The organism is Streptomyces sp. NPDC058812, from assembly GCF_042744565.1.
Classification (GTDB): Bacteria; Actinomycetota; Actinomycetes; order Streptomycetales; family Streptomycetaceae; genus Streptomyces; species Streptomyces thinghirensis.
Genome location: NZ_JBHYOB010000013.1, coordinates 62,324 through 87,423 on the forward strand (window position 1 = coordinate 62,324; position 25,100 = coordinate 87,423).

At 71.4% G+C, this 25,100-nt stretch carries 26 protein-coding genes; 12 read left to right on the forward strand and 14 right to left on the reverse strand.

Annotated features, from left to right (window positions below; genetic code table 11):
• Positions 1-5: 5 nt before the first annotated feature.
• Both paaB and paaA read right to left on the reverse strand, forming a co-directional pair.
• Positions 6-299 (reverse strand): 1,2-phenylacetyl-CoA epoxidase subunit PaaB, encoded by a 294-nt coding sequence (paaB, locus tag ACFW48_RS25320; protein WP_386318134.1) that lies wholly within the window; start codon positions 297-299, stop codon positions 6-8.
• Positions 296-1,273, reverse strand: coding sequence for a 1,2-phenylacetyl-CoA epoxidase subunit PaaA (gene paaA, locus ACFW48_RS25325; RefSeq protein WP_386318136.1), 978 nt, complete (start codon positions 1,271-1,273; stop codon positions 296-298). Before paaA ends, paaB begins: the two co-directional genes overlap by 4 nt.
• 227 nt (positions 1,274-1,500) lie before the next feature.
• Here paaA and paaI point away from each other — a divergent pair, with 227 nt between their 5' ends.
• The 3 genes from paaI (at position 1,501) to ACFW48_RS25340 (ending at position 4,707) form a co-directional block, all read left to right on the forward strand.
• Positions 1,501-1,914: a hydroxyphenylacetyl-CoA thioesterase PaaI gene (paaI, locus tag ACFW48_RS25330; protein WP_386318392.1), complete on the forward strand. Its 414-nt coding sequence runs from the start codon at positions 1,501-1,503 to the stop codon at positions 1,912-1,914.
• Positions 1,911-3,275, forward strand: a complete 1,365-nt coding sequence (paaK, locus tag ACFW48_RS25335) for a phenylacetate--CoA ligase PaaK (protein WP_386318138.1) — start codon at positions 1,911-1,913, stop codon at positions 3,273-3,275. The genes paaI and paaK overlap by 4 nt, the downstream gene beginning before the upstream one ends.
• Before the next feature lie 133 nt (positions 3,276-3,408).
• A complete protein-coding gene (locus tag ACFW48_RS25340; RefSeq protein ID WP_386318140.1) occupies positions 3,409-4,707 on the forward strand; it encodes a flavin-containing monooxygenase in 1,299 nt (432 codons plus the stop codon).
• 100 nt (positions 4,708-4,807) lie between these two features.
• On the opposite strand, the gene ACFW48_RS25345 is transcribed toward ACFW48_RS25340, so the two are convergent.
• From ACFW48_RS25345 to ACFW48_RS25370, 6 genes are all read right to left on the reverse strand, one after another.
• Positions 4,808-5,935: a tryptophan dimethylallyltransferase family protein gene (locus ACFW48_RS25345; protein ID WP_386318142.1), complete on the reverse strand. Its 1,128-nt coding sequence runs from the start codon at positions 5,933-5,935 to the stop codon at positions 4,808-4,810.
• Positions 5,936-6,142: 207 nt separating this feature from the next.
• Complete coding sequence (locus ACFW48_RS25350) at positions 6,143-7,492, reverse strand: cytochrome P450 (RefSeq protein WP_386318144.1); 1,350 nt, start codon at positions 7,490-7,492, stop codon at positions 6,143-6,145.
• A gap of 15 nt (positions 7,493-7,507) precedes the next feature.
• A complete protein-coding gene (locus ACFW48_RS25355) occupies positions 7,508-8,101 on the reverse strand; it encodes an ATP/GTP-binding protein (protein ID WP_386318146.1) in 594 nt (197 codons plus the stop codon).
• Positions 8,076-8,453, reverse strand: a complete 378-nt coding sequence (locus ACFW48_RS25360; RefSeq protein ID WP_386318148.1) for a DUF742 domain-containing protein — start codon at positions 8,451-8,453, stop codon at positions 8,076-8,078. Before ACFW48_RS25360 ends, ACFW48_RS25355 begins: the two co-directional genes overlap by 26 nt.
• A complete protein-coding gene (locus ACFW48_RS25365; RefSeq protein ID WP_053126708.1) occupies positions 8,450-8,851 on the reverse strand; it encodes a roadblock/LC7 domain-containing protein in 402 nt (133 codons plus the stop codon). The genes ACFW48_RS25360 and ACFW48_RS25365 overlap by 4 nt, the downstream gene beginning before the upstream one ends.
• Positions 8,848-10,020, reverse strand: coding sequence for an ATP-binding protein (locus tag ACFW48_RS25370; RefSeq protein ID WP_386318150.1), 1,173 nt, complete (start codon positions 10,018-10,020; stop codon positions 8,848-8,850). Before ACFW48_RS25370 ends, ACFW48_RS25365 begins: the two co-directional genes overlap by 4 nt.
• Before the next feature lie 331 nt (positions 10,021-10,351).
• Between ACFW48_RS25370 and ACFW48_RS25375 the strand changes: the two genes are divergently transcribed.
• The 5 genes from ACFW48_RS25375 to ACFW48_RS25395 all read left to right on the forward strand — a co-directional run bounded on the left by ACFW48_RS25375 (position 10,352) and on the right by ACFW48_RS25395 (position 15,648).
• Complete coding sequence (locus ACFW48_RS25375; RefSeq protein WP_386318394.1) at positions 10,352-11,104, forward strand: sulfite exporter TauE/SafE family protein; 753 nt, start codon at positions 10,352-10,354, stop codon at positions 11,102-11,104.
• Positions 11,105-11,251: 147 nt separating this feature from the next.
• Positions 11,252-12,676 (forward strand): cytochrome P450, encoded by a 1,425-nt coding sequence (locus ACFW48_RS25380; protein WP_386318152.1) that lies wholly within the window; start codon positions 11,252-11,254, stop codon positions 12,674-12,676.
• Positions 12,677-12,844: 168 nt separating this feature from the next.
• A complete protein-coding gene (locus ACFW48_RS25385; protein WP_386318154.1) occupies positions 12,845-13,573 on the forward strand; it encodes a S1 family peptidase in 729 nt (242 codons plus the stop codon).
• A 124-nt stretch (positions 13,574-13,697) separates the two neighbouring features.
• Positions 13,698-14,534, forward strand: coding sequence for an ABC transporter ATP-binding protein (locus ACFW48_RS25390; RefSeq protein WP_386318156.1), 837 nt, complete (start codon positions 13,698-13,700; stop codon positions 14,532-14,534).
• 148 nt (positions 14,535-14,682) lie between these two features.
• Positions 14,683-15,648, forward strand: coding sequence for a YihY/virulence factor BrkB family protein (locus tag ACFW48_RS25395; RefSeq protein ID WP_386318158.1), 966 nt, complete (start codon positions 14,683-14,685; stop codon positions 15,646-15,648).
• Between the two features lie 245 nt (positions 15,649-15,893).
• Here the strand turns inward: ACFW48_RS25395 and ACFW48_RS25400 are convergent, their stop codons facing one another.
• The 4 genes from ACFW48_RS25400 to ACFW48_RS25415 all read right to left on the reverse strand — a co-directional run bounded on the left by ACFW48_RS25400 (position 15,894) and on the right by ACFW48_RS25415 (position 19,809).
• Positions 15,894-16,769 (reverse strand): oxygenase MpaB family protein, encoded by an 876-nt coding sequence (locus tag ACFW48_RS25400; protein ID WP_386318160.1) that lies wholly within the window; start codon positions 16,767-16,769, stop codon positions 15,894-15,896.
• A gap of 79 nt (positions 16,770-16,848) precedes the next feature.
• Positions 16,849-17,214: a transglycosylase family protein gene (locus ACFW48_RS25405; protein WP_386318162.1), complete on the reverse strand. Its 366-nt coding sequence runs from the start codon at positions 17,212-17,214 to the stop codon at positions 16,849-16,851.
• A 103-nt stretch (positions 17,215-17,317) separates the two neighbouring features.
• Positions 17,318-18,796 (reverse strand): sialate:H+ symport family MFS transporter, encoded by a 1,479-nt coding sequence (locus ACFW48_RS25410; protein WP_386318164.1) that lies wholly within the window; start codon positions 18,794-18,796, stop codon positions 17,318-17,320.
• An 83-nt stretch (positions 18,797-18,879) separates the two neighbouring features.
• Positions 18,880-19,809: a dihydrodipicolinate synthase family protein gene (locus ACFW48_RS25415; RefSeq protein ID WP_386318166.1), complete on the reverse strand. Its 930-nt coding sequence runs from the start codon at positions 19,807-19,809 to the stop codon at positions 18,880-18,882.
• A gap of 152 nt (positions 19,810-19,961) precedes the next feature.
• Here ACFW48_RS25415 and ACFW48_RS25420 point away from each other — a divergent pair, with 152 nt between their 5' ends.
• Both ACFW48_RS25420 and ACFW48_RS25425 read left to right on the forward strand, forming a co-directional pair.
• Positions 19,962-20,645 (forward strand): FadR/GntR family transcriptional regulator, encoded by a 684-nt coding sequence (locus ACFW48_RS25420; protein WP_386318168.1) that lies wholly within the window; start codon positions 19,962-19,964, stop codon positions 20,643-20,645.
• A gap of 98 nt (positions 20,646-20,743) precedes the next feature.
• A complete protein-coding gene (locus ACFW48_RS25425) occupies positions 20,744-21,232 on the forward strand; it encodes a DUF5949 family protein (protein WP_386318170.1) in 489 nt (162 codons plus the stop codon).
• A gap of 39 nt (positions 21,233-21,271) precedes the next feature.
• Here the strand turns inward: ACFW48_RS25425 and ACFW48_RS25430 are convergent, their stop codons facing one another.
• The gene (locus tag ACFW48_RS25430) at positions 21,272-21,808 is read right to left on the reverse strand and encodes an isochorismatase family cysteine hydrolase (RefSeq protein ID WP_386318172.1); all 537 of its coding nucleotides are present in this window, start codon (positions 21,806-21,808) and stop codon (positions 21,272-21,274) included.
• Positions 21,809-21,884: 76 nt separating this feature from the next.
• Positions 21,885-22,679, reverse strand: a complete 795-nt coding sequence (locus ACFW48_RS25435; RefSeq protein WP_386318173.1) for a restriction endonuclease — start codon at positions 22,677-22,679, stop codon at positions 21,885-21,887.
• Between the two features lie 142 nt (positions 22,680-22,821).
• On the opposite strand from ACFW48_RS25435, the gene ACFW48_RS25440 reads away from it, so the two are divergent.
• Both ACFW48_RS25440 and ACFW48_RS25445 read left to right on the forward strand, forming a co-directional pair.
• Positions 22,822-23,892, forward strand: a complete 1,071-nt coding sequence (locus ACFW48_RS25440; RefSeq protein ID WP_386318175.1) for a nitrous oxide reductase family maturation protein NosD — start codon at positions 22,822-22,824, stop codon at positions 23,890-23,892.
• A 41-nt stretch (positions 23,893-23,933) separates the two neighbouring features.
• Complete coding sequence (locus ACFW48_RS25445; RefSeq protein ID WP_386318177.1) at positions 23,934-24,962, forward strand: methyltransferase; 1,029 nt, start codon at positions 23,934-23,936, stop codon at positions 24,960-24,962.
• The last annotated feature ends 138 nt before the right edge of the window (positions 24,963-25,100 follow it).

A 25,100-nucleotide genomic window follows, 5' to 3' on the forward strand; every position in this document is an offset into this window, starting at 1 on the left:
TGCTCCTAGATGTGGGGGACGTCGTCGGGGATGTCGTAGAAGGTCGGGTGGCGGTAGACCTTGTCGGCGCTGGGTGCGAAGAAGGGGTCCTTCTCGTCGCGGGTGGAGGCGGCGATGTGCTCGGAGCGCACGACCCAGATGCTCACGCCCTCGTTGCGCCGGGTGTAGAGGTCGCGGGCGTGGGTGAGGGCCATGGTGTCGTCGGCGGCGTGCAGCGATCCGACGTGGACGTGGTTGAGGCCGCGCTTGCCGCGCACGAACACCTCGTACAACGGCCAGCCCCGCTCGTCGGCGCTCATGCCGCCGCTCCCTTCTTCGTACGGGCCGCCTGCTTGGCCGCGTGGGCGGTGGCCGCCTCGCGCACCCAGGCGCCCTCCTCGTGGGCGGTCCGCCGCCGCTGGATCCGCTGTTCGTTGCACGGGCCGTCGCCCTTGATGACGCGCATCAGCTCGTCCCAGTCCGGGGTGCCGAAGTCGTGGTGCCCGGTCTCCTCGTTCCAGCGCAGCTCCGGGTCGGGCAGGGTGACGCCGAGCTTCTCGGCCTGCGGGACGGTCATGTCGACGAAGCGGCGGCGCAGTTCGTCGTTGCTGTGCCGCTTGATCTTCCAGGCCATGGACTGCGCGGAGTTGGGCGAGGCGTCGTCGGGCGGGCCGAACATCATCAGGGACGGCCACCACCAGCGGTTCACCGCGTCCTGGACCATCTCGCGCTGGGCGTCGGTGCCGCGCATCATCGTCATCAGCAGCTCGTAGCCCTGCCGCTGATGGAAGGACTCCTCCTTGCAGATGCGCACCATCGCGCGCGCGTACGGCCCGTAGGAGCTGCGGCACAGGGGGACCTGGTTGCAGATCGCGGCGCCGTCCACGAACCAGCCGATCACGCCGACGTCCGCGAAGCTCAGGGTCGGGTAGTTGAAGATCGACGAGTACTTCTGGCGCCCCTCGATCAGCCGCTGGGTGAGGTCGTCGCGGTCCGCGCCGAGCGTCTCGGCCGCCGAGTACAGGTACAGCCCGTGGCCGGCCTCGTCCTGGACCTTGGCGAACAGGATCGCCTTGCGGCGCAGTGAGGGCGCGCGGGTGATCCACTCGCCCTCCGGCTGCATGCCGATGATCTCCGAGTGGGCGTGCTGGGCGATCTGCCGGACCAGCGTCTTCCGGTAGCCGTCCGGCATCCAGTCGCGCGGTTCGATGCGCTGGTCGTGCGCGATCGTCGCGTCGAAGTGCTCCTGCAACCCGTCCGGGGGCGGCGCCTCGGCGGCGTGTGTCGTGGTCATCGTCACCAGCTTCCCAACCGACCATTCGTTCGGTACCAGTGTGACGTGTTTCCCGGTGCCGGGCAAGACCCGGACCCTCGCCGGCCACACTCTTGACAGGGCAACCGCACGGCTGGATTACTGTGCCCTGCCATGTGCTAACCGAATGGTCGGTCGGGAGAACAAGGTGGTGGGACCACGTGGTGGGAAAGGTGTCGCAGGCCGCTGAGCCGACGTCCACGGAGGTGATGTTCTCCGCGGACGAGGCGTCCCGGCGGCTGGGCATCGAGCTGGTCGAGCACGGCGAGGGAACCGCCGTGCTCCGTATGACCGTGACCCCGGCGATGGTGAACGGACACAGGATCGCCCACGGCGGCTACCTGTTCCTGCTCGCCGACACCGCTTTCGCCTGCGCGTGCAACAGCCACGGCCCGGTGACCGTGGCCGCGGGTGCCGACATCGTGTTCGTCGCGCCGGCCCGCGAGGGCGACGTGCTCGTGGCGCGCGCCGAGGAGCGGGCCCGGTTCGGCCGCAGCGGTGTCTACGACGTGACGGTGCGGCGCGGCGCGGAAGTGATCGCGGAGTTCCGCGGACGCAGCCGCAGCGTGCGGGACACCACGGCGCGCGAGACGCCGGGCACGACGACGAAGGAGTCGCGATGAGCAGCCAGCCGACGACCGGGACGGCCCCGGCACCCCGCCGGGGAGAGCCCCTCCCCCACGACCTGCGGGACGACGCCGAGCGGCTCTCGCGGGAGCAGCTCCGGGAACTCCAGCTCGACCGGCTGCGCACGACGCTGCGGCACGCCTACGAGAACGTGGCGCTGTACCGCGAGAAGTTCGACGCCGCGGGGGTGAAGCCCGACGACTGCCGGAGCCTCGCGGACCTGTCCAGGTTCCCCTTCACCACCAAGGCCGACCTGCGGGACACCTACCCCTTCGGCATGTTCGCCGTCCCGATGGCCGACGTGCGGCGCGTGCACGCCTCCAGCGGCACCACCGGCCGTGCCACCGTCGTCGGTTACACGGACAACGACCTGACCATGTGGGCGGACGTCATCGCCCGTTCGATCCGGGCCGCGGGCGGCCGTCCCGGTCACAAGGTGCATATCTCCTACGGCTACGGGCTGTTCACCGGAGGCCTCGGCGCGCACTACGGCGCCGAGCGCGCCGGGTGCACGGTGATCCCGGCCTCCGGCGGCATGACGGCACGGCAGGTGCAGATCATCCAGGACTTCCGGCCCGAGATCATCATGGTCACCCCGTCCTACATGCTCACCCTGCTCGACGAGTTCGAGCGCCAGGGTGTCGATCCGCGCACCACCTCCCTCCAGGTCGGCGTCTTCGGTGCCGAGCCGTGGACCGAGGAGATGCGCCGTGAGATCGAGGAGCGCATGGACATCCACGCCGTCGACATATACGGGCTCTCCGAGGTGATCGGCCCCGGCGTGGCGCAGGAGTGCGTCGAGACCAAGGACGGGCTGCACGTGTGGGAGGACCACTTCTACCCGGAGGTGGTCGACCCGCTCACCGACACCGTGCTGGCCGAGGGCGAGGAGGGTGAGGTCGTCTTCACCTCACTCACCAAGGAGGCGCTCCCTGTCATCCGGTACCGCACGCGCGACCTGTCCCGGTTGCTGCCCGGGACCGCCCGGCCCGCCTTCCGCCGGATGCAGAAGGTCACCGGCCGCTGCGACGACATGATCATCCTGCGCGGGGTGAACGTCTTCCCCACCCAGATCGAGGAGATCGTGCTGCGCACCCCCGGTGTCGCCCCGCACTTCCAGATCCAGCTCACCGAGCGCGGCCGCATGGACCACATGACCGTACGGGTCGAGGCCCGCCCCGACGCCGGTCCCGGGCAGCGCGCGGCCGCCGCCGCGGCGATCGGCCAGGGCGTCAAGGACGGTGTGGGCGTCACCGTCGAGGTGGAGATCGTCGACCCGGAGACCCTGGAGCGCTCGCTCGGCAAGCTGCGCAGGGTCAGTGATCTGCGCCGGGTCAGTGATCTGCGCCGGACGTGACCGTGGGCCGGTGAAGAGACGAAACGTGAGCACCGACACGTCTGTTCATCCCTCGTGCTGGTGTGCGCAGGGATGCTGATGGGCATTCAATGCATGATCGGGGGAGCTTGAGTACGTCCTGGGGGTACGTCGCGTGCGCGTGTGTGTGATCGGTGCGGGTCTGTCGGGGTTGGCGGTGGCCCACGCCCTCAAGGGGCGCGGCATCGACTTCGTCTGCCTGGAGAAGGCACCCGACGTCGGTGGGATCTGGCGCCAGCCGGAGGCCGGCGAGCGAGGTCCCGGATACCTGTCGCTGCACCTCAACACCGCCAAGCAGCTCACCGGTTACGCCGACTTCCCGATGCCGGACCCGTACCCGCTCTACCCCCGGCACAGCCAGGTCGCCGCCTATCTGCGCGCCTTCGCAGACTGGGCCGGCCTGCGCGACCACGTCGAACTGCGGACCGAGGTGGTCTCCGTGGAGCAGGACGCGGACGGCCGGTGGACGGTCGTCAGCCGGGACGCGGACGGCGCGATGGCGACGCGGCGGTTCGAGCAGGTGATCGTCGCCTCCGGGCACCACACCGACCCGGCCCTGCCGGACCCTCTCCCGGAGGGTTCCGCGTCCTTCACCGGCACGGTTCTGCACTCCCTCGACTACCGCGACGGCGCCGACTTCGCCGGTCGGCGGGTGGTCGTGGTGGGTCTCGGGGCGTCGGCGGTGGACATCGCGGCGGACCTCTCCCGGCATGCCGCCGAGACGGTGCTCTCGGTGCGCCGGGGACTGCACATCGTGCCCAAGCAGTTGTACGGGAAGTCGCTCGACGAGATCGCCGAAGCGCCGTGGTGGAACGAGATGTCCTTCGCCGAGCGGCGCAAGTGGGCCGAGGAGGCCCTGCACGTCGCGCGCGGCAGGCTGGCGGAGTACGGCCTGCCCGAGCCCGACCACCCGCTCTTCTCCTCCGCCGTGACCCTCTCGGACGAGATCCTCAGCCGGATCCGGCACGGCGCCGTGACCCCGAAGCCCGCGATCGCCTCCTTCGACGGCGACCGGGTCGTCTTCACCGACGGCACCTCCGTGATGGCGGACGCGGTCGTGTACTGCACCGGCTTCCACATGACCTTCCCCTTCCTCCCCGCCGGCTGCCCGGTGACGGCGGACGGCTCGGTCGAGCTGTACAGACGGGTGGTCGCGCCCGGCCGGCCGGGCCTCTACTTCGTCGGACTCGTCCGTCCCGTGGGAGCGATCACTCGCTTGGTGGAGGCCCAGGCGCAGTGGGTGGCGCGGATCGTCGACGGCGAGGCCGAGCTGCCCGCGGCGGAGGAGATGCGCGAGGAGATCGGCACGTACCTCGCCGCCATCGTCCAGCGCTACGGCCGGACCCAGGGCGCCTCGATCCAGGTCGACGTGGGCCCGTACCTCGCGGAGTTCCGGGAGTCGCTGCCCGTGTAGCCGTCCCGCCGGGCGCCGACGCCGACGCCCGGCCACCCCGTCCGTGACCAGGGCTCCCAGTGGGTCTCACGGGGAGCCCTGTGGGGTCCGGAGGGTCCGCTCAGTGCACCGCCACCGGGTGGCGGACGGCCTCCGCGGCCGGCGGCCTGACCGCGTACGCCTCCGAGGAGAGGTAGGCCGTCACCCGCGGCGGGCGGTCCTGCTGGTGGGCCAGCGCCAGGTAGGCGATCAGCCCCACGCCGTCCTCGGGCCGCCGGTCGGTGAGCGCGGCCAGGGCGCGGGCCGGCACCGATGCGTCCATGCCGTGGTGGCGCAGCACGCTCGCCGCCCGTGCCAGGGCCTCCCCGTCGTGCCCGGCGTAGTCCCTGACCGGGATGTGGAGGGTGAAACCGCTCGGTCGGGCGGACGCGGTGTCGGTGAAGGAGTGGCAGGACAGGCCGGGCCGTCTGCTGAGCCCGGTCGCGTCGGGGCCGAGGCCCGCGGCCGTACGGAAGAATCCCTCGATCGCCGCGGGACCGGGCCCTGGAGACATCCGGGACAGCCGCCCGGCCTGGCCGGCCGTGAGGTCGTCATGGCGCACGTAGACCTTCGCCCGGGGCTCCTCCCAGTCCCCCAGGTCCAGGGCGAGGAAGGGGTACCCGCTCCCCTGGGGCAGGTTGGCGAAGGCCTGCCGGTGGCCCAGCCGGTGCAGAGCCTCGCGCACCGTCCCGGCGGAACGTTCCGGCCCGTTCGCGGCCGGGTCCAGATAGACCTTGACCTTGGGCACGCCGCCCGGTCTCAGCTCCAGGGCGCACCACAGGGCCAGGGCACCCTGCGGAGAGGGTGGGAGGAAAAGGTCCTCCAGGTCGTCGAGCGGTCCGGTGGTGAAGTGCCAGCGCCGGGCCAGCGCCCGGACCGCCTCGAGTCCGACGCGGCCGCCCTGGGCCAGGCTGTCTGCGCCGCAGCCCGGGTCCAGGAGCACCCGCAGGGCGGGCGCCGCGTTCGGCTGGAAGGAGAGCGAGAACTCCACGGGGGTGTGGTCGTCGGACAGGAACGTGCGGCTGGGCGGCGGCAGTTCCAGCGACCGCTCGGCCACCGGGCCCAGCGAGTCGGTCAGGACCCGGGCGTACGTCTCGACGTCGGCCCCGGGCAGGCCGACGACCGCGCCGAGTCTTCGCAACTGGCCGCTGGTGAAGGCGCCGAGCGTCGGTGTGCCCCGCAGGCCCGCGTCCGTCGGTGCGGCGGTCACCGGCCCGTCCCCGGCCGGAGCCGCACAGCGAGATACCCGCCTGGGGAGGCGGGTATCGGGGGGTTCGGCGGCGGGAAAGCGGCGTTCGTGGATATGTGGTCCACGACACCTCCTTTTACTCGTAAGCAACTTGAATGCCGCGTTGCTCACTACCCGTGCCGTTGAACCTTCATGCGGGAGGGGCGGGTTGGGAGGGTGTTGCGCATGTCACCGTGTGAGCCAGTTGAGGAACTGGCTCCACATGCCGCTGCGTTCGGCCGGACGGGCCGGTCCGACCGGCTTCTCCTCCTCGGCCGCCCCGGATCCCGGCCGCGGGTCGCCGCGCCGCCCGGACCGCACCGGGGTGAAGCGGGCCGGGAGTGTGGCCAGGGCCCGGTTGAAGGGGCCCGGACGCCACGTCAGGCTGTCCTCGGGGACGGCGAGTTCGACGTCGGGCAGTTCGTTGAACAAATGCTCGATGGCGGTGACCGTGATGTGCCGGGCCGGCTCCTTGGACGGGCAGGCGTGCGGGCCCGCGCTCCAGGCCAGGTGCGCGCGGTTGCTGCCGGCCTGGCGCGACGCCCTGAGCGCGGGGCCGGTGTTGGCCGCGGCGAAGCTGACCAGGACCAGGTCGCCCGCCCGCAGTTGCTGTCCGGCGAGTTCCGTGTCGGCGGCCGGGTAGTGCGGCGCGTAGTTCGACATGGGAGGGTTCTCCCACAGCGTGTCGTCGAGGGCCTCGTCGATCAGGCCGCCCTCTCGGGCGTACCGCTCGTGGGTGAGGAGCCGGTGCAGGGTGTTGCCGATGAGGTTGCGCAGCGGCTCGGCGCCCGCACCGAGCAGCAGCGCGAGCTGGTGGACCATCTCCTCGTCGGTCAGCCGGGCCTCGTGCTGCATCAGCCAGGAGGTGACGTCGTCACCGGGCTTGCTCCGCTTGAGCGCGACCAGCTCCCCCACCGCCTGGAACAGCACCGCGGTGGCCTTGTCGGCGTTGACGCCGTCGAACATGCCGGAGATGCCGAACAGCACCCGGTCGCCGATGTCGGCGGGGCAGCCGAAGAGTTCGTTGAACACGAACAGCGGCAGCTGCCTGGCGTAGTCGCCGAGCAGGTCGGCCGAGCCGCGGCCGCCGAACTGGGAGATGAGGTAGCCGGAGATCTGCTCGGTACTCCGGCTCAGCCGGCGGGTGTCCACCTTGGCCATGCTGTCGGTGACCGCCTGGCGCAGCCGCAGGTGGTCGGCGCCGTCGGCGAACATGCAGTTGGGCCGGTAGGCGAGCAGCGGCGCGACGGGGCTGTCCGGACCCACCTTGCCCTCGTTGAAGGCCCGCCAGCGACGCGCGTCCTTGCGGAAGGCACCGGAGTCCTGCAGCAGCTGGAGAGCAGCCGCGTAATCGGTGACCAGCGTCGCCTCGACCCCGGGGGCCAGTTCGACGGGCGCGGCGGCCCCGTAGTGGCGCAGGTACTCGTAGTACGCCTGGGGGTCGGCGGCGAACTCCGTCCCGTGCAGCGGCACGCGGGCGCCGGAGCCGTGGGCCGGGCACCCGGGCGGCGGCACCGGGGCGGTGTCGTGGGCGTTCATGTCTGCTCCCAGCTCCTAGCGGGTGCGGTCCAGCAAGTAGCGGACGAGGGTGGTCAGTGCGGCGGCCGAGGACTTCTCGTCGCGGGCGTCGCAGGTGACGACGGGGGTGTCGTCGAGCAGGTCCAGGGCCTCGCGCAGCGCCCGCTCGTCGCGCAGCGGCGCGCCGTCGAAGTGGTTGACGGCGATGGCGTACTCGAGCCCGTAGTGCTCGATGAGGTCGATCACGGGGAAGGAGTCGGCCAGCCGCTCGGGGTCGACCAGCACCAGGGCGCCGAGCGCGCCGCGGGCCATGTCCTCCCACATCTGCACGAAGCGCTGCTGGCCGGGCGTGCCGAACAGGTAGAGCACGACGCGGTCGCTGATGGTGAGGCGGCCGAAGTCCATGGCGACCGTGGTGGTGGTCTTGCCCTGGACCCCCTTGAGGTCGTCGACCGGCTCGGCGGCCTGCGTCATCGTCTCCTCGGTGGACAGCGGCTCGATCTCGGAGATGGAGCCGATGAGGGTGGTCTTGCCCACCGCGAAGTGCCCGACGACGAGGATCTTCACCGCGGTCTGGGTCGCCCCGCCGCGTACGTAGTCCTGTTCACCCAAACTTGGCGCGGAGCCCATTGAGCACCTCCTCCAGGATCTCCCTGTCGGCCAGGCGCGCGGGGGCCACCGGCGGGCGGGTCATGACGTAGCCGCCTTCCATGAGGGATGCCAGCAGGATCCGCACCACGCCCAGCGGGAAATGGGTGTGTCCGGCGATCTCGGCGACCGAGAGGTAGCCGGCCGAGCAGAGTTCCAGCAGGCTCTGCTCCTCGGGGGACAGCCGGGTCGACCGCCGCGCGTCCTCGGCGGAGGCGGTGACCAGGGTGATGAGGGAGAGGTCGTCCTCGTCGGGCAGGCCGCGCCCCTTGGTGATGACGTACGGCCGTACTAATTCGGCGGCCTCTGGCTCCCAGCCGTCGCGGCCGGTCATGAGCGGGTGCCGAGGTTCTCGCGCGGCGGTGTCGTCAGCCGCTTGCCGAGCTGGGCGACGAGCTGCTGCATCCGGAAGGTGATGTCCGCCATGTCGACCTCCGGGGAGGCCGAGACGCCGAGGTATGCGCCCTCGCCGGCGGAGATCAGGAACACCCAGCCGCCGTCGAACTCGACCAGCGTCTGCCGCCACGCCTGGTGCGGGTCCTCACAGAAGAAGGCGAGGGTGCGGCTGAGTGACTGCACACCGCTCATCGCGGCGGCGACCCGGTCCGCGTCGTCCTTGTCGAAGTCCTGCGTCCGGGCCATCAGCAGGCCGTCGGCGGAGATCAGGACCGCGTGCAGGGCCCCGGGAATCTCCAGGGCGCTGTCGAGCATCCATGACAGATCGTCGTTCACGAGTCCTCATGTCCTTCTCTGCTTGCACCAGGTGTTCTGCTCGTCCGGTCCGTTTCCTCGGGCCGGGTGACGCGGCCGGTCTGCGTGCCCCGCTGGAAGGCACCCATGATCTGTGCCTGCTCGGAGTCGGAGCGGCCCGCTTGGCGCGGGGCCGAGGAGCTGCCGGGCACGATGGCCATCGGGCGCTTGCGGCGCCGCCGGGGCAGACCGTCACCGGTCTGGGACGGGGCGAGCGCCGTCTCCGGTCCACCGTCCGGGCCCGGCCGGGCCGTACCGCGGGCGGCGGGGGCGGGTGCCTTCTTCTCCGGCATGGCGGTGAGCAGTTCGTGCGGCAACAGGACCACCGCGCGTACACCTCCGTAGGGGGAGGAGGAGTCCACCGACACCTCGAAGCCGAAACGCTCGCACAGCAGGCCGATGACCGCGAAGCCGAACTGGGGCGGGTTGCCGAGCCCCGCCACGCCCGAGGCCCGCTCGGTGGCGAGCAGCTTGTCGGCACGGGCGCGTTCCTCGTCGCTCATCCCGACACCGGCGTCGTCGACCACGACGCAGATGCCCTTGGGCACGGTCCGGATGTTGATCTCGACGACGGTGTCCGGGCTGGAGTAGCTGGTGGCGTTGTCGAACAGCTCGGCGAGGGCCAGGGCGACGGGTTCGACGGCCCGGCTGGTGATGCCGAAGTCGACCTGGGAGAGGATCTCCACCCGGCGGAAGTGCCGGATCCGGCCCTGGGCGCTGCGCACCACGTCGTACACCGAGGCGGTGTCACGCCGGCCGCCGAGCCAGCCGTCGCACAGGACCGCGATGGACTGGGCGCGCCGGCCGAACTGCGAGTTGGTGTGGTCGATCTCCAACAGGTCCTGCAGAAGTGCCGAGTCGCCGTACTTGCTCTGCAACCGGGAGAGCACCAGTTGCTGTTCGGCGGCCAGGCCCTGCAAGGTCCGCATGGCCGACTTCAGAACGGTCTTCGTCTCGTCCTCGGCCCGCTCCTGAGCCGCCTGCACGGACTTCCCGTAATCGTTCTCCAGCTCCGTGTAATGATCCCTGAGCCCTTGGACCTGCTGCCGCAGAGCTCGTGCCGCCCTGCGCTGGCGGCTGATGAGCGCGGCGGCGGCGACGAGGGCGACGAGAAGGACCCAGAGCAATGGGTTCCCTATGTATTCCGTCATAAGACTCTCTTCAGGCGACTGAAGGCCGGCTTGCTGGATTCCCGTCTACGCGGGCGGCCCGGTGGACTGCCCGCACCGGGGTTCCTGTCCGGGCTGTCCCTGAAGTCGGGGATGCGGTCTCTCACCCATCCGCCCGCTCCGCAAACGCGGTGATCGTATCACCGCGTGATCAGGTGAATTTACGTCAAGAAGTGTCCAACCAGGACCGGTTGGGACCGGCACACCCATCGACTCCGGCGGTGGGTACAGTCGTCGCCGTGAAAGATGCACAAGACACCTTCCGGCCGTCCCCGGGCCCGGCGCGGGGCGGCACGGCGTGACGCCGGAGGCCATGGGCGCGGTGTTCGCCGCGGGCGTCGGGGCCGGCGCCATCAACAGCGTCGTCGGCTCCGGAACGCTGATCACCTTTCCCGTACTGCTGGCCACGGGGCTGTCCCCCGTCACCGCCACGGTCTCCAACGCGCTCGGCCTCATCCCCGGCTCCATCAGCGGGGCGATCGGCTACCGGAAGGAGCTTCGCGGCCAGCGTCGGCGCATCCTGAAACTGGGCGTCGGCGCGCTGATCGGCGGCCTCGCGGGCGCCACGCTGCTGCTGTCCCTGCCGGCCGACGCGTTCGAGACGATCGTGCCGGTCCTGGTGGGCATGGCCCTGGTGCTGGTGGCCCTCCAGCCCCAGATCGGCAGACTGGTGCAGCGCCGCCGCGCCCGCACCGGCGCCTCCCCGCGCCGTGACGGCGGCCCGCTCCTGTTCACCGGCCTGACGCTCGCCAGCGTCTACGGCGGCTACTTCACCGCCGCCCAGGGGATCATCTACCTGTCCCTGATGGGCATGCTCCTCGACGAGTCCCTGCAACGCCTCAACGCCGCGAAGAACGTCCTCGCCGCCATCGTCAACACCGTCGCCGCCCTCTTCTTCCTCTTCGCAGCGGACTTCGACTGGACGGCCGTCGCGCTCATCGCGGTCGGCTCCGCCCTCGGCGGCTACCTCGGAGCCAAGGTGGGCCGCCGCTTCAGCCCGCTGGTCCTGCGAATACTGGTCGTGACGGTCGGCACCGTCGCCCTCGTGCAGCTGCTGCTCCGCTGACCCTGCAGCGGGCCCGCGGCCTTCTCGGGTCCGCGGGTCGAAGGGCGACCGGAAGTGGAACGTGCCCCACCGATCGCCCTTCCACACCTTGTCCGCGCCCGCGGTGCCGTGGCGAACACCACGCCCTCGCGCCGATTGCCCCGGGCAGTGATCTGGGAAGCCATGGAGGCGCCCAAGATCGACTCGAAGGGACACACCCTCGTGACGCTCGTAGCGCCTCCCCCCATACCCAGGGCAGCGGGCTCGCTGCCGCTTCTGGGTCACGCGATACAGCTGCTGCGCGACAACCTCGGCTTCATCGCCTCACTGCGCGCCTCCTACGGACCGCTCGTCGAGATAACCCTCCAGCCCGGCACCCGCACACTGGTCGTCCAGGACCCCGACCTCATCCGCACGATGCTGACCGACCTCGGACCGAGCCTCGACAAGGGACGGTTCTTCGAGAAGATGGGCCAGTTGCTGGGCGACTCCGTCGTCACCGCGGCCGGCCAGGTCCACGTCCGCAAACGACGCCAGCTCCAACCGGCCTTCGCCCGTGACGAGATCGCCCGCTACGTCGACACCATGCGCGGCGAGACCGAGGCCGCCGTCGACAGCTGGGCCCCGGGCCGCCGACTCGACGTGCGCGAGGCCATGGTCGGGCTCAGCCTGAACATGCTGGCCAAGACCGTGTTCTCCGGCAGCCTCGACGACACCACGTTCCGCCGACTGCGCGCGGACCTCTCGGTGGTGATGAACGGCGTCGGCGCCCGGGTCATGCTGCCCGACTGGATCGAGCGCCTTCCGCTGCCCGTCAACCGCCGCTTCACCGCGGCGCGCGACGCCGTACGGGCCACCATCGACCGGGCCGTCACCGGCCTCCAGGCCTCCGGCCACGACACGGGCGACATGCTCTCCCTGCTCCTGCGCACCACCGACGAGGAGACCGGCCGGCCGCTGACCGGCCACCAGATCGCCTCCGAGATCCTCACCCTGGCCGTGGCCGGCACCGAGACCACCGCCTCGGTGCTGTCCTGGGTGCTGTACGAGCTCGCCCGGAATCCCGGTGTGGAGGCGCGGGTGCTGGACGAACTCGACGAGGTGCTCGGCGACCGGCCGGTCACCTTCGACGACCTGGGCCGGCTGCCGTATCTGAGGAGGGTCGTCGACGAGACCCTGCGGCTGCACCACACCGGGTGGCTCGTCACCCGCCGCACCGTCGCCGAGACCCGGCTCGGTCCGTGGACCGTGCCCGCCGGCACCGAACTCGCCTACTGCCAGCACGCTCTCCACCGCGACCCAGAACTCTTCCGGGATCCGCTGAGGTTCGACCCCGACCGCTGGCTGGACGGCGACCAGCCCCGGCCCACGCACGCGTTCCTGCCCTTCGGCGCGGGCAAGCACAAGTGCATCGGTGACCGGTTCGCCCTCACCGAACTCGTCACCGCCATCGCCACGATCACCCGGCGGGTACGGCTGGAACTCGCTCCCGGTCAGACGGTGCGGCCCGTCGCCGCGGCCACCGTGCGGCCCCGGACCCTGCTGATGACCGTGCGCCGCAGAAGGGACTCACCGGCCTCGCCCGCCGGCTGATCCGACGCACCGGTCCGGCCGGCGCGCTCCGCCGGCCGGACCGGGCCCGCCATAACGGCGCGTTATGTGAAGTCGGGATTGGTGGCCCCGAAACCGAGCCGGAGATGCTGAGCGGCGCCCCCACACATCAACACGCGCCCCCACGCGTGTCGTCGGAATCGAGGAGCCTTGCGCATATCCAGACTCGTCCCCACCTTGACGGCCGCTCTCATGGCAGCCCTGCTGTCCGCCCTCGCGCTCGCGCCGAGCGCCTCCGCGGCGGAGCCCCGGCCCGGTGACGGCGGCCCCCAGCCGATCATCGGCGGCGGCTACGCGCAGAACGCCCCCTGGGCGGCCCGGCTGTTCTCCAACGGAACCCAGACCTGCTCATCGACCATCATCTCCCCCACCTGGATCCTGACCGCCAAGCACTGCGTGAGCGGCGGCGGCCTCTCCTTCCGCATCGGCAGCCTCGACCAGAGCTCCGGCGGCACCGTGGCGAGCGGCGTCCAGACCGTCATCCACTCCTCGTCGGACCTCGCGCTGGTCCGGCTCGACCGCTCCGTGTCCGCCTCCTACGCACAGCTCGGCCAGCCGGGCACGGTGCGGGTCGGCCAGAGCGTGCAGGTCTACGGCTGGGGCGCCACCTCCCGGTGCGGCTCGGAGATCAACTGCCAGTCGCGGTACCTGAAGGTCGCCAACCTGACCGTCACCCGCGGGTGCTACGACGCCTACTACGGTCAGGCGATCTGCGCCCGCCCCGGTGACGGCATCACCGCGGGCGGCGACTCCGGCGGCCCGATGATGGCCGGCGGCGTCCAGGTGGGTGTCGCCTCGACCAGCGACCGGCAGACCACCACCGCGTACACGAACGTGACCGCCTACCGTTCGTGGATCCAGTCGGTGGCGGGCGTCTGACCCTGATCCGTCTCCGCGTGGAGCGGGCCGGGCCGTCCAGGAACCGGACGGCCCGGCAGGCGCGTGGTGGATGCATCTACCGTTCGCCGTGAACGATCGGCGTCCCGCGCGAAGGAGCTCCGTCATGGCCGGGCAGACAGTCAAGTCACTGGTGGACGAGTACGAGGCGGCCGTCCTGCGGCTCCAGGACGTGAGCGTCCGCCGCCACACGACGGACCAGCTGATCCTCGACGGGGTCGACTGGACGGTCCGGCCGGGAGAGCACTGGGCCCTGCTGGGGGCCAACGGCGCCGGGAAAACCACCCTGCTGCGGCTGCTCGGCGCGCTCATGCACCCCACGACCGGCACCGTCGAGGTCCTCGGCAGCCGGCTCGGACGGGTGGACGTCCGTGAGCTGCGGGCACGCATCGGCCATGTCGGCTCCGCCCAGCGGGTGCCGCAGGACCTCACCGCCCACGCGATCGTGCTCACCGGTCACAGCGGCACCGTGCAGCCCCTGTGGCGGACGTACGACGACGAGGTCCGGCTCCGGGCCCACGACCTCCTCTCCGAACTCGGCGTCAAGGAACTGACCGACCGGCCGTACGGTGTCTGCTCGGGCGGGCAGCGGGCGCGCGTCCTCATCGCCAGGGCACTGATGGCCGACCCGGCCCTGCTGCTCCTGGACGAGCCGTTCAACGCCCTGGACCTGCCGTCCCGCGAGGATCTCGTCGAGGCCATGCACCAACTGGCCGAGGGGCGCCGGCAACTGGCCACCGTGACGGTCACGCACCATCTGGAGGAACTGTTCCCGGCCGTCAGCCACGGCCTGCTGCTGCGGGAGGGCCGGGTCCTGTCCCAGGGTGTCGTGGACGGTGTCCTGACCGACCCCCTCCTGACCGCCTGCTTCGGCCGCGACATCACGGTGTCCAGGCGCGACGGCCGCTGGTCGGCCTACTCGGGCCGCCGAGGCCACGCCTAGAGCCGCGATACGACGTGTGGCCGCGGAGGAACTGGGCGGCCGCTTCCAGCTGGTCCCGTCCGCGCTGCCGGCTCGTTCACGGGGCATGCGCACGGGTGGAGGACCTCCGCCTCGCCCGTCCCGCCCCGACACGAGGAGCAGCCGCATCGTGGGAACCGCCGTCCACGTCCCGCAGACCCGGGACATGCTCGGAGACGAACTCTCCGGTGACGAAGCCCTGACCGCCCTGCGCCGGTACGGCGGCCTGCGGCTGCTGACCGACTCCTTCACCCGGTTCCGCTACGCGGACGGCTTCACCAACGCCCGGGCCCTCGCCTTCCAGGTGGTCCTCGGCCTGGTCCCGTTCACCATCGTGCTCGTCGGCCTCGCCACGTCGGTGCACACCGAGGGCGTGGGGCGGGTCATCGAGCTCACTCTCGGCCGCATCGTGCCTGGCGCCAGTGCCGACGTCGTGGAGACGGCGTTCGAGGGCACCCGGCGCAGCGCCGGCAGTGACGTGTGGAGCACGCTCGCGCTGTGGCTGGGCCTGGCGTTCGCCGTACTGAACCTCGCTTCGGCCATGGGCCAGATCGAGCGCGGCGCCAACCGCATCTACGGCATCGAGCGCGACCGCCCTGTCCACCGCAAGTACGCGAGGGCGCTGGTGCTCGCGCTCACCGCCGGCCTGCCCATGGTGCTGGGGTTCCTCGTGCTCGTCGCCGGTGAGGCCGTCGGGGACGCCGTGGCCCGCTCCGTCGGCTCCCGGGACGGCGGCACCGGGTGGTGGGGCGTGCTGGAGGTGCCGGCGGGGCTGCTGCTGGCCTGGGTCGCCTCGGCGGTGATCCTGCGCTGGTCGCCCCGCCGGGACCAGCCCGGCTACACCTGGCTGGCCTTCGGCTCGGCGGTCCACCTCGTGCTGTGGGTCTCGGCGACCTGGCTGCTCGCGCTGTACGTCGGGCACAGCGGCGCCTTCGGGGCCGTCTACGGTCCGCTGACCGCCTTCATCGCGCTGCTGCTATGGGCGAACCTCACCGCCGTGGCGCTCTTCCTCGGCATCGCGTTCGCCGCGCAGCTGGAAGCCGCCCGGGCCGGCATCCGTACGCCGGTACGGCCGGACCCCGGGCCGGGAGCCTGACGGTCCCGTCGGTGACGACCGGGCCGCCCGGCGAAGCCGACCCTGGGGCCTGTCTGACAATTCGCGTCGTCGCCCGAAGGGCGGCCTCGCGGCGTCAGGTGCGTGCTCTGGGGGTCCCCCCGGCCGGAGGCTGGGGGAGTGCCGGGCGTAGAGCCTCGTACTGGATGTACTTGGCTCTGCGCCCGGTGCGGCGAGAGTGCGTGCATGGCGTCGCGAGGCAGGCGGGAATTGTCAGACAGGCCCTACTAGGCCGCGTCGTGGGGCGGAGTCAGCGCCCAGCGGATCCCCGCGGTCACGGCCACGCCGAGCGGGCGTACGCACACCCCCTCGGCCGGGGGGACGCGCGGCAGCCACAAGGCGCGCGAGGCCCAGCCCGGCAGGAGGGAGACCGCGTTGGCGGCGATGACCGCGTACGGGAGGCGCGCGAGCAGCGGCACGGGCGGATTGAACAGCAGGAACCGCGCGGTGCTCCGCGCCTCGCCGGTCGCGCGCAGTTCGCCGCGGTAGGCGGCCAGTCGCTCCGTGAGTCCGGCGCGGTCCACGGGCGGGTCGGGCAGGCCGAGTGCGGTGGCGATGCGCGCCGCGTCGGCCACGTACGCGTCGCACTCGCCGTCGTCGAGGGGCCGGGCGCCGTAGCGCTGGTGGGCGCGCAGGAAGCTGTCGACCTCGGCGACGTGCACCCAGCACAGCAGGTGCGGATCCGCGGCGGCGTAGGCCTGCCCCTCGGAGGTGGTGCCGCGCACGCTGTCGTGGACGGCCCGTACCCGCTCGCACGCCTCCTGTGCGCTGTCGGCCGGTCCATAGGTGGTGACGGCCAGGAAGGTGCTGGTCCGCTGCAGCCGGCCCCAGGGGTCGCCGCGGAAGCCGGAGTGCGCGGCGACGGCCGCCATGGCCAGGGGGTGGAGGGACTGGAGCAGCAGGGCGGTCAGGCCCCCGATGAACATCGAGGCGTCCCCGTGCACCCGCCTGATCGGCCGCTCCGGGCCGAACCAGCGCGGACCCGGTGTGTCGTGGATGCGGGCGCGGTTTCCGGGCCCTTCCGGCCCCGCAACCCTGGAGAAGATCATGTCGCCGAGCCGTGCGCGCGGGGCGGGACGGCTGTTCCCGGGGAGAAGTCCCATGGCTGCCGAGCCTCCTTCACCCTGGTGCGGACGGGCGGCCCACATGACTACTTCTGCCCGGGTCCGCCGGGCGGGAACGTCAGGCGCAGCCCCAGGCCGACATCCCCTGAAGACGGGCGAGGCGTTTGGCCACGGCGATCTGCTCCCCGCGGGTGGCGAGATCGGCGCGCGGGGCGTACTTGAGGCCGCCGGCCGCGATCCAGCTCGACCGCGCGAACTGCAGGCCGCCGTAGTAGCCGTTGCCGGTGTTGGCCTGCCAGTTGCCGCCGGACTCGCAGGCGGCGATGGCGTCCCAGTCGGTACGCGGGGGGACCGACGGCAAGGCGGCCGCTTCGGTGGTCGTACCCAGTGCGGTCGCGGCGAACAGGACCACCACCGCGGTCCGGATCCTGCGGCCCCGCGAACTGCGCACGTCGCTCTTATGAGCATTTCGTCTACAGATCATACAGAGACTGTTACACCACGTGACGGTGAGGTGCCGCGCCGACCGCCGCCTTCTTACGCCGGTCGGAGCACACGATCCACCGCCCTCGCCGACCCCTCGCCCCCTACCCGCCCGACGTCGTCGACCGAACGGGACGCGGGCCGTCCACCACCGCCTCGGAGGCGAGGTAGTCCGGGACCGCCTCCGGGTCGACGAGGCGGTTGAGGCGGCTGGGGACGTCGAAGCCGATCAGCAGGATCACGACGAGCGTCAGCGAGAACGTCAGCACCGCGAGCGACTGCCCCAGGGACATGGACGACGCCAGCCCGGCCCCGAGCACCGGGGCGACGGCGCCGCCCAGCGCTCCGACGTTGTAGGTGAAGCCCAGCGAGGCCGCCCGGGTCTCGGTCGGGAAGTGCCCGGCGATGAACTTGGGCAGGAGCCCGGAGATGCCCTGCATACAGGCGAGCATGAGGAAGAGCAGGATGCCCAGCCCGACCTGGCTGTCCCGGATCGCGAAGACGGGGAAGACGAAGGCGATGCCGATCAGCAGGGTGCAGGCGTAGGCCCTGCGCGTGCCGAACCGGTCACCGAGGAAGCCGGTGACGACGCAGCCCGCCATCGTGCCGAACCCGGCGTAGTAGAGCGCGTCGCTGACCTGCGCGGGGGTGAAGCCGAGCTCGGTCTTGAGGTACGTGGGCAGCAGCGCCTGGACCGGCCAGCTGTAGAGGAAGGCGCAGAAGACGGTGACACAGAGCGCGACGAACAGCAGCCACCGCTTGCGTCCGCCCAATTGCACGGCGAACGCGATGAGACAGGCCGCCGCGACGACCGAGAGGGCGGGCACCGCCCCCGCGCCGAGCGGGGTGAACACCGCGAAGAGCGATCCGGTGGCGACGACGGCGAGCACCGTGTTGACCGTGGCCCGGCGCGGGCCCGCGAACAGCGGCCGGAACGGGTTCGGCCGTTCACCGGCGGCCCCCACCCGCGCCTCCCAGTCGTCGGCCTCGGGCAGCGCGCGCCGCACCCAGAGCGCGACGACCACGGGGAACAGGCCGATGTAGAACAGCCAGCGCCAGCCGTGTCCCGGCACCACGTGCTCGTAGACCTCGGCCGCCAGTACGCCGCCCAGCGAGAAACCGGAGATGAGGAATCCCGAGGCGCGGTTGCGCAGCCGGGCGGGCCAGCTCTCCAGGACGTAGGTGGCGCTGGCGCTGTACTCGCCTGCCATACCCATGCCGATCAGCAGTCGGGCGGTGAACAGGCTGGTGTAGTCCCAGGCGAAGCCGCAGGCGGAGGTGCCGATCGAGTACAGCAGGATGCTGGCCACCATGGCGCTCTTGCGGCCGAAGCGGTCGCCGAGCGCGCCGAGCACGGCGCCGCCGAGCCAGCGGGTGATGAAGGCCCCGGAGACCAGGCTCGCGGACTCGACGGTCGACAGTCCGAAGTCGTCGGCGATCTCGGTCAGCACGAGAGTGATCAGGACGAAGTCGAAGCCGTCGAGGAGGTAACCGATCCAGGCGGCGAAGAACGACTTCCACTTCTCCCTGGAGATCTCGCGGTACCAGGGCAGGACGGCCGCAGTGGTGCGCGCAGACGACATGACGGATCCAATGCGGGTGGGAGACGCGCGTCAGGGCTGGAGGTGCGGGGCCGGGGGCGGGTCGGCCGCCCCCGGCCCCGGTGTCACAGGAGGCCGGCCTCGGCCAGTCGGCCGCGGATCCGGGCCAGGGCCGTCTCGTCGAGCGGTACCTGCGGTGCCGCGGTCGTCGCGCAGTCGATGTGGCCGAGCAGGTGGGCGGCGGCCTTGAAGGCGCCCAGCGCGGCGGAGCTGGGGCCCATCAGGGCCGGATCGCCCGCCTCGGTGAGGGCGAACAGGATGGCGAGCCGGTCCTGTTCGGCCCTGGCGGCGGCCCAGTCGCCGGCGCGGGCGGCCCGGTAGAGCCGTACGTAGCCGTGGGCGTCGACGTTGCCCAGGCCGGGCACTACTCCGTCGGCGCCCGCGAGCAGCGCGCAGTCGACGGTGAGTTCGGAGCCGGTGAGCACCGAGAAGTGGGGTGCGCACCGGCGCAGTTCGACCAGGAGGCGGCGCAGGGAGCCCTCGTCGCCGCTGGAGTCCTTGAGCCCGGCGAGGGTGCCGTCGCCGGCCAGGCCGAGCACCACGTCGCGGGGCAGCTTGGTGTGCACGGCGACCGGGATGTCGTAGGCGAACAGCGGCAGGCCGGCGCCCGCGCGGATCCGCCGGAAGTGGTCGGCGATCTCGACGGGGTGCGTTCGGGTGTAGAAGGGCGCCGTGGCCACGAGCGCGTCGGCGCCTGCCCGTACGGCGTCGGCCGCCCGGTCCAGTACCCGGGCGGTGGTCGTGTCGATGATCCCGGCCAGTACGGGGACGCGGCCCGCCGCGGTGTCCACGGCTGCCTCGAGGGCGGTCAGCCGTTGGGCGTCCGTGAGGTAGGCGGCCTCGCCGCTGGACCCCAGCACGAACAGGCCGTGCACACCGGCCGAGATCAGGTGCTCGGTGAACCGGCGCACCGAGGCGGTGTCCACCTCCCCTGCCGGGGTGAACGGGGTGATGACCGGGGGGACGACGCCTCGCAGCGGCGCGGGGAAGGGCATGCGGTACTCCAGGTCGTGCCGTTTCCGCCCCGGGCGGTGGCGGGCAGCACCCCGCCTCCCGCCCAGGGCATGGGGACGTAGGATGTCCTACGTCCTGTTCGGAGTGACACACGGCAGCGCAGGGGGTGTCAAGGGTCGAGAGGGGACGGCACATGCGTTCGGTAGCCGCGGACGCCGAGGAGAAGATCAAGGAACTGATCGTCGAACAGGGCCTCGGCCCCGGCGATCCGCTCCCCACCGAGACCGAGCTGATGGAGAGCTTCGGCGTCAGCCGGAACTCCCTGCGCGAGGCGCTCAAGTCCCTCCAGGCCATGCACATCGTCGAGATCAGGCGCGGCTTCGGGACCTACGTCGGCACCATGTCGCTGGAGCCGATGACCGAGGCCATGGCGTTCCGCACCGTGGTCGGGCAGCGCCGGGGGCAGGGCAGCCTGCTCGAACTGCTGCAACTGCGCGAGGCGCTGGAGGCGGGGCTCATGCACCGGCTGGCGGGCCGGCTGCCCGACGAGGACCTGGCCGAACTGGACGCTCTGGTCACGACGATGCACACGGAGGTGCACGAAGCGGGCGAGATCGCGGCCCGGACCGACCGGGCCTTCCACCGGGTGCTCCACCGTTCACTGGACAACGAACTGCTCAGCGAACTCCTCGACGCCTTCTGGAGCGCCTTCCACCGGGTGCGCGCGCAGGGCCTGGGCACGGCCGCCGACGGCGAGGAGCTGGCCCGGATGCACGCCAGGATCGTCGACGCCGTCCGGGCGGGTGACGCGGAGGCCGCGGAGGCGGCCGTACACCGGCATTTCGACGACATCCGCGGCCGGCTGTCGCGGCGCTGAGCGCGCGCACCCCTCGTTCGTGTGAAGTAACGCGAGGACGTCCGCCAGTCGAGTGAGAGCCGGGCGGGAACGTCCCGGCGCGCCCTTACGGTTTCGCGGTGACCACGATCTCGACTGACACGCAACCCCTGCGGACCGCCGACCTCGGCACGCTCGTCATCATGTCCTGGAGCCGTGAGACCCCCGACGGCGACGTCCCCTTCCTCCTCATCTGCTCGCTCGGCGACGGCGAGGGCGGCCCGGAAGCGTCCCCGGCGGCCGTCGAACGGCTGCTGCGACACTCCGGACTGTCCGTGGGCGACGGTGTCCTCGACGCGACGCGCCTGCCGAAACTGCCGGTCAGCCTGCTGGTGGTACCGGGCGCGGCGGCGCTCACCATGCCGGGCGTCAGCGCCCAGTTCGTCCCCACGCCGCAGTGGCGGACGGCTGTCGACAAGCGCGGGTACACCTGCCTGATCTTCGCCACACGCCCCTGGTCCGACGGCGAGCCCGGCGACGGCGAGGCGGTCGCCGCCTTCGCGAACGACGAGGCCACGCTCACGTCGGCCGCGCAGGTCATCCTGCCCGCGCGCAGCCTCCGGACCTGACGGGACGAGAGCGGCGGGTGCCCGCGTCAGCGGATCGCCTCACGTCCACAACTCGCCGCTGTCGCACAGCCGGGCGCCCATGTTCCGCTGCATCATGCGCAGCGCGGCATCCGCGAGGTCGGCGTGGATGTGGGCGACCGCGTCGCGCGGAACGATGACCTGCAAGTGGCGGATGTGGGCGTCGAGCGCCGAGTAGAGCACGCACTGTTCGGTCACCTGCCCGCACAGCACCAGCCGGTCGATCCCTTGCTGGTGGAGCAGATACTCCAACGGGGTCTCGTAGAAGATCGAGTGGCGTGCCTTGACCACGAAGAGGGAGGCGTCGTCGGGACGCAGCGGCTCGACGAGGCGGGCGTGCGGTCCCGAGAGGGCCTTGTCGAGGATCTCACCGTGGTGCGAACGCCACTCGCCGAAGTTGTCGTTGACGTAGATCACGGGGACGCCCTGCCGCCGCGCCCGCCTCAGCAGGCCGGTCTGCGCCGGCAGCACGGATTCCACGGCGGGAATCAGCGAGTCGGCGTCCTCGTGATCGTAAGTGTTGATCATGTCGATGACGATCAGCGCGGTCTTGCCCATGCTGCCCAGGTTGCCACTGGGCGGCGGAAAATTCGCCCTTCCCGGGCCGACGGCGGGGCTGGGAGGACACGGCGGATCACCGGGAGTACCGGTCCGAGGATTCCGCCCCTTCCTCCGCGAGGGCACTCGGTGCCCAGGGCGGCGGCCCCAGCCCCTCGCTCCAGTCACGCAGTCGGCCCTCGTTCACGCAGAGTATTCCGCACCGCTCGGCGTACTCGACGGCCGGAGCGGTGAAGTCGCTGCTGGTGACGAGGACCGCGACGTCGGCCTCGTGGACGGTGAAGCAGGTACCGCCGAAGCGCTGGAGGTCCTGGGAGCCGACCTTGTTCTCGTCGCCGTAGTGCTTGCACTGGATGACGACGCGGCGGCCGTCGGGAGCCACCGCCACGACATCCGCGCCGAGGTCGCCCGCTCCGCCCACGACCTCCACCTCGGCGCAGCCGTCCCGTACGCAGAGACCGGCTATCGCCTGCTCGAACTCGTCGGGGCTGAGCTGCTCGTGGTCGACGACCGCCTCCGTGGCGGACTCCTCGATGCCGTGCGGCTCCTCCGCCGGCGCGGCCGTCGGCGTCTCCAGTGCGTCCAGGGCCGTGGCCGTGGCCTCCTCCAGGGCGCCCGTGGCCCGGCGCGCCAGCCTCCTCGGGGAGAACCCGGCTCTCCTGCGCACACAGACGACGCCAGCCACCACTCCCCCGAGCACCAGGACGACGGCCCAGGCGGGACGCCGCTCCGCGACGTCGAACGCCATCCGCACGATCCATCCCACGACGCTCAGGCCGACGGCGGCGAGCCCGAAGAGCATGGCCGTCGCACGGAGGTCGAAGCGGCGCCCGCGGCGTCCCGGGCGTATGCGGCGTTCAGGCACGGTCACGGTGGGCGTTCCTCTCTGGGGCCGACATGAAGATCACTTACGCCGTCTGCCCAAGAACCACCGGTTCACCGTCCGTTCATGACACGCCGTCGGATGGCTCATCCCTCCCGTGCGAGAATCTTTCGGGCATAACGTGCGGAATATGAAGAAATGCCATGTCGTGTACCTGGTGTGCACCGCAGCGATGATCGGAACGGGGCTCGGTGCGGCTCCGGCGTCCGCCGGCCACATGACCCACGTGGTCCACCCCGGCGAATCGATCCAGAAGGCAGTGGACGCCGCCGGCCCCGGCGACACCGTTCTCGTCACCCCCGGCACCTACCGCGAGAGCGTCAAGGTGAGCACGCCCGGGCTCACCCTGCGCGGCACGGGCCGCAGCACGGTCATCAAGCCGAGCACGAAGAAGGCCACCGACAACACCTGTGCCGAGGGCGGCAACGGCATCTGCGTGATCGGGACGAAGGACGAGAACGTCAAGGGCGTCACCGTCGCCAACCTGACGGTGACCGGCTTCAAGCGCACCGGCCTGTTCTCGATGGCCACCGACGGGCTCACCGTGCGGAACGTGACGGCGGTGAAGAACGGCGTCTGGGGCATCGCCCAGGAGCGGTCGATCCACGGCACCTTCCGGGACAACACCGCCCGCGACAACGGCGACGCCGGCATCTTCCTCGCCAACACCATCAAGGCCGAGGAAGGCGCCGCGGACACCCAGGGCACGGTCGTCGAGCACAACCGGATCGAGGGCAACCGGATCGGCGTCACCGTCCGGCGCCTGCGCAACCTCGCCGTCGCGGACAACTACATCGGCGGCAACTGCGCCGGCGTGTTCGTCGTCGGCGACGAGAACAAGCCCAAGGCCGGCGACCTGGTCGTGCGCGACAACTACGTCGTGCGCAACAACAAGTCCTGCCCGAAGACCGACCGGCTGGAGGCGCTCCAGGGTTCGGGCATCGTGCTGACCGGCGTCGAGAAGGTCCTGGTCGCCGACAACACGGTCGAGGGCAACGCCGGCAAGTCGTCGATGTCGGGCGGCATCGTCCTGGCCAAGAGCGTGGTGGGCGCCGGCAACTCCAAGAACGAGGTCAACGGCAACAGACTGCGCGACAACTCCCCCGCCGACCTCGTCCACCCCGAGACCGGGGACACCGCCAGGACCAACACCTTCGAAGGCAACACCTGCGGGGCCTCCAAGCCCGCGGGACTGTGCTGACCGTAGCCACCCGTGGACCGAAGTAGGAAGGAAAGCGGCACATGACGACCGCACAGACTGCCCCACCCCCGCCCATGCGGCTGAGGGAGCTCGTGTTCGGGGCGGCATGTGCCGCCGCCCTCCGCGCGGCCGCCCGGCTCGGTGTCGCCGACGCACTCGGCGACACCCCCATGGCCGTGGAGGACCTCGCGGCCGCGGTGAAGACCGAACCCAGGCCGCTGCGCCGGCTCCTGCGTGCCCTGACCTGCTACGGCGTCTTCGCCGAGCGGAAGGACGGGACCTTCACGCACACCGACATGTCCCTGCTGCTGCGCGAGGACGACCCGCACAGCCTGCGCTACATCACGCTGTGGTGCACCGAGCCGTGGACCTGGGACGCGTGGCCCCAGCTCGACGAGGCGGTGCGCACCGGCCGCAACGTCGTCGAGGGCCTGTACGGCAAGGAGTTCTTCACCTACCTCAACGAGGACGCTCCCGAGTCGGCCGAGGTCTTCAACCGCGCCATGACCACCTCCAGCCGGCAGTCGGCCCAGGACGTCGCGGCGCTCCTCGACCTGTCGGGGAGCACGTCGGTCGCGGACATCGGCGGCGGCCAGGGGCACGTGGTGGCGAGCCTGCTGGAGAAGTACCCGTCGATGCACGGCACCCTGCTCGACCTGCCACGGGTGGTGGAGAACGCCGACCCGCGGCTGCGCGAGGGCGGATCGCTCGCGGACCGGGTGCGGATCGTGCCGGGCGACTGCCGGGTGGCCGTCCCCGTCCAGGCCGATGTGTACATCATCAAGAACATCCTGGAGTGGGACGACGACAGCACCGCCCGCGCCCTGCGCAACGTCATGGCGGCGGGCGGGCCCAGGGCGCGCGTCGTGGTCATCGAGAACCTCGTCGACGACACGCCCTCGATGCGGTTCAGCACCGCCATGGACCTGCTGCTGCTCCTCAACGTCGGCGGCGCGAAGCACACCACCGACAGCATGGTCGGCCGGCTGACCGAGGCGGGCCTCGTCATCGACGACATCCGCCCGGTCAACCCCTACCTGCACGCGTTCGACTGCACCGTGCCCGAGTGAGCTGACCGGGAGACGCGGCACGTCGGCCGCCGGGCCCCCCCCCCCGGGGCGGCGGGCCCGGGGGGGGGGGGGTTGGGGGGCGGGGGGGAACGGAGGCGCGGCGTGCTTCCGTGCTCATGCGCCCCCCGCTTCCTCTTC

Excerpts from the sequence above, each read along its gene's own strand:
- ACFW48_RS25350 (WP_386318144.1), bottom strand. The coding sequence starts at position 7,492 with ATGAACGCCCACGACACCGCCCCGGTGCCGCCGCCCGGGTGCCCGGCC.
- ACFW48_RS25415 (WP_386318166.1), bottom strand. The coding sequence starts at position 19,809 with ATGCCCTTCCCCGCGCCGCTGCGAGGCGTCGTCCCCCCGGTCATCACC.
- ACFW48_RS25410 (WP_386318164.1), bottom strand. The coding sequence starts at position 18,796 with ATGTCGTCTGCGCGCACCACTGCGGCCGTCCTGCCCTGGTACCGCGAG.
- ACFW48_RS25375 (WP_386318394.1), top strand. The coding sequence starts at position 10,352 with ATGGGCGCGGTGTTCGCCGCGGGCGTCGGGGCCGGCGCCATCAACAGC.
- paaA (WP_386318136.1), bottom strand. The coding sequence starts at position 1,273 with ATGACCACGACACACGCCGCCGAGGCGCCGCCCCCGGACGGGTTGCAG.
- ACFW48_RS25420 (WP_386318168.1), top strand. The coding sequence starts at position 19,962 with ATGCGTTCGGTAGCCGCGGACGCCGAGGAGAAGATCAAGGAACTGATC.
- ACFW48_RS25355 (WP_386318146.1), bottom strand. The coding sequence starts at position 8,101 with ATGGGCTCCGCGCCAAGTTTGGGTGAACAGGACTACGTACGCGGCGGG.
- ACFW48_RS25360 (WP_386318148.1), bottom strand. The coding sequence starts at position 8,453 with ATGACCGGCCGCGACGGCTGGGAGCCAGAGGCCGCCGAATTAGTACGG.
- ACFW48_RS25390 (WP_386318156.1), top strand. The coding sequence starts at position 13,698 with ATGGCCGGGCAGACAGTCAAGTCACTGGTGGACGAGTACGAGGCGGCC.
- ACFW48_RS25370 (WP_386318150.1), bottom strand. The coding sequence starts at position 10,020 with ATGACGGAATACATAGGGAACCCATTGCTCTGGGTCCTTCTCGTCGCC.
- ACFW48_RS25400 (WP_386318160.1), bottom strand. The coding sequence starts at position 16,769 with ATGGGACTTCTCCCCGGGAACAGCCGTCCCGCCCCGCGCGCACGGCTC.
- ACFW48_RS25430 (WP_386318172.1), bottom strand. The coding sequence starts at position 21,808 with ATGGGCAAGACCGCGCTGATCGTCATCGACATGATCAACACTTACGAT.
- paaB (WP_386318134.1), bottom strand. The coding sequence starts at position 299 with ATGAGCGCCGACGAGCGGGGCTGGCCGTTGTACGAGGTGTTCGTGCGC.
- paaK (WP_386318138.1), top strand. The coding sequence starts at position 1,911 with ATGAGCAGCCAGCCGACGACCGGGACGGCCCCGGCACCCCGCCGGGGA.
- ACFW48_RS25440 (WP_386318175.1), top strand. The coding sequence starts at position 22,822 with ATGAAGAAATGCCATGTCGTGTACCTGGTGTGCACCGCAGCGATGATC.
- ACFW48_RS25445 (WP_386318177.1), top strand. The coding sequence starts at position 23,934 with ATGACGACCGCACAGACTGCCCCACCCCCGCCCATGCGGCTGAGGGAG.
- paaI (WP_386318392.1), top strand. The coding sequence starts at position 1,501 with ATGTTCTCCGCGGACGAGGCGTCCCGGCGGCTGGGCATCGAGCTGGTC.
- ACFW48_RS25405 (WP_386318162.1), bottom strand. The coding sequence starts at position 17,214 with ATGATCTGTAGACGAAATGCTCATAAGAGCGACGTGCGCAGTTCGCGG.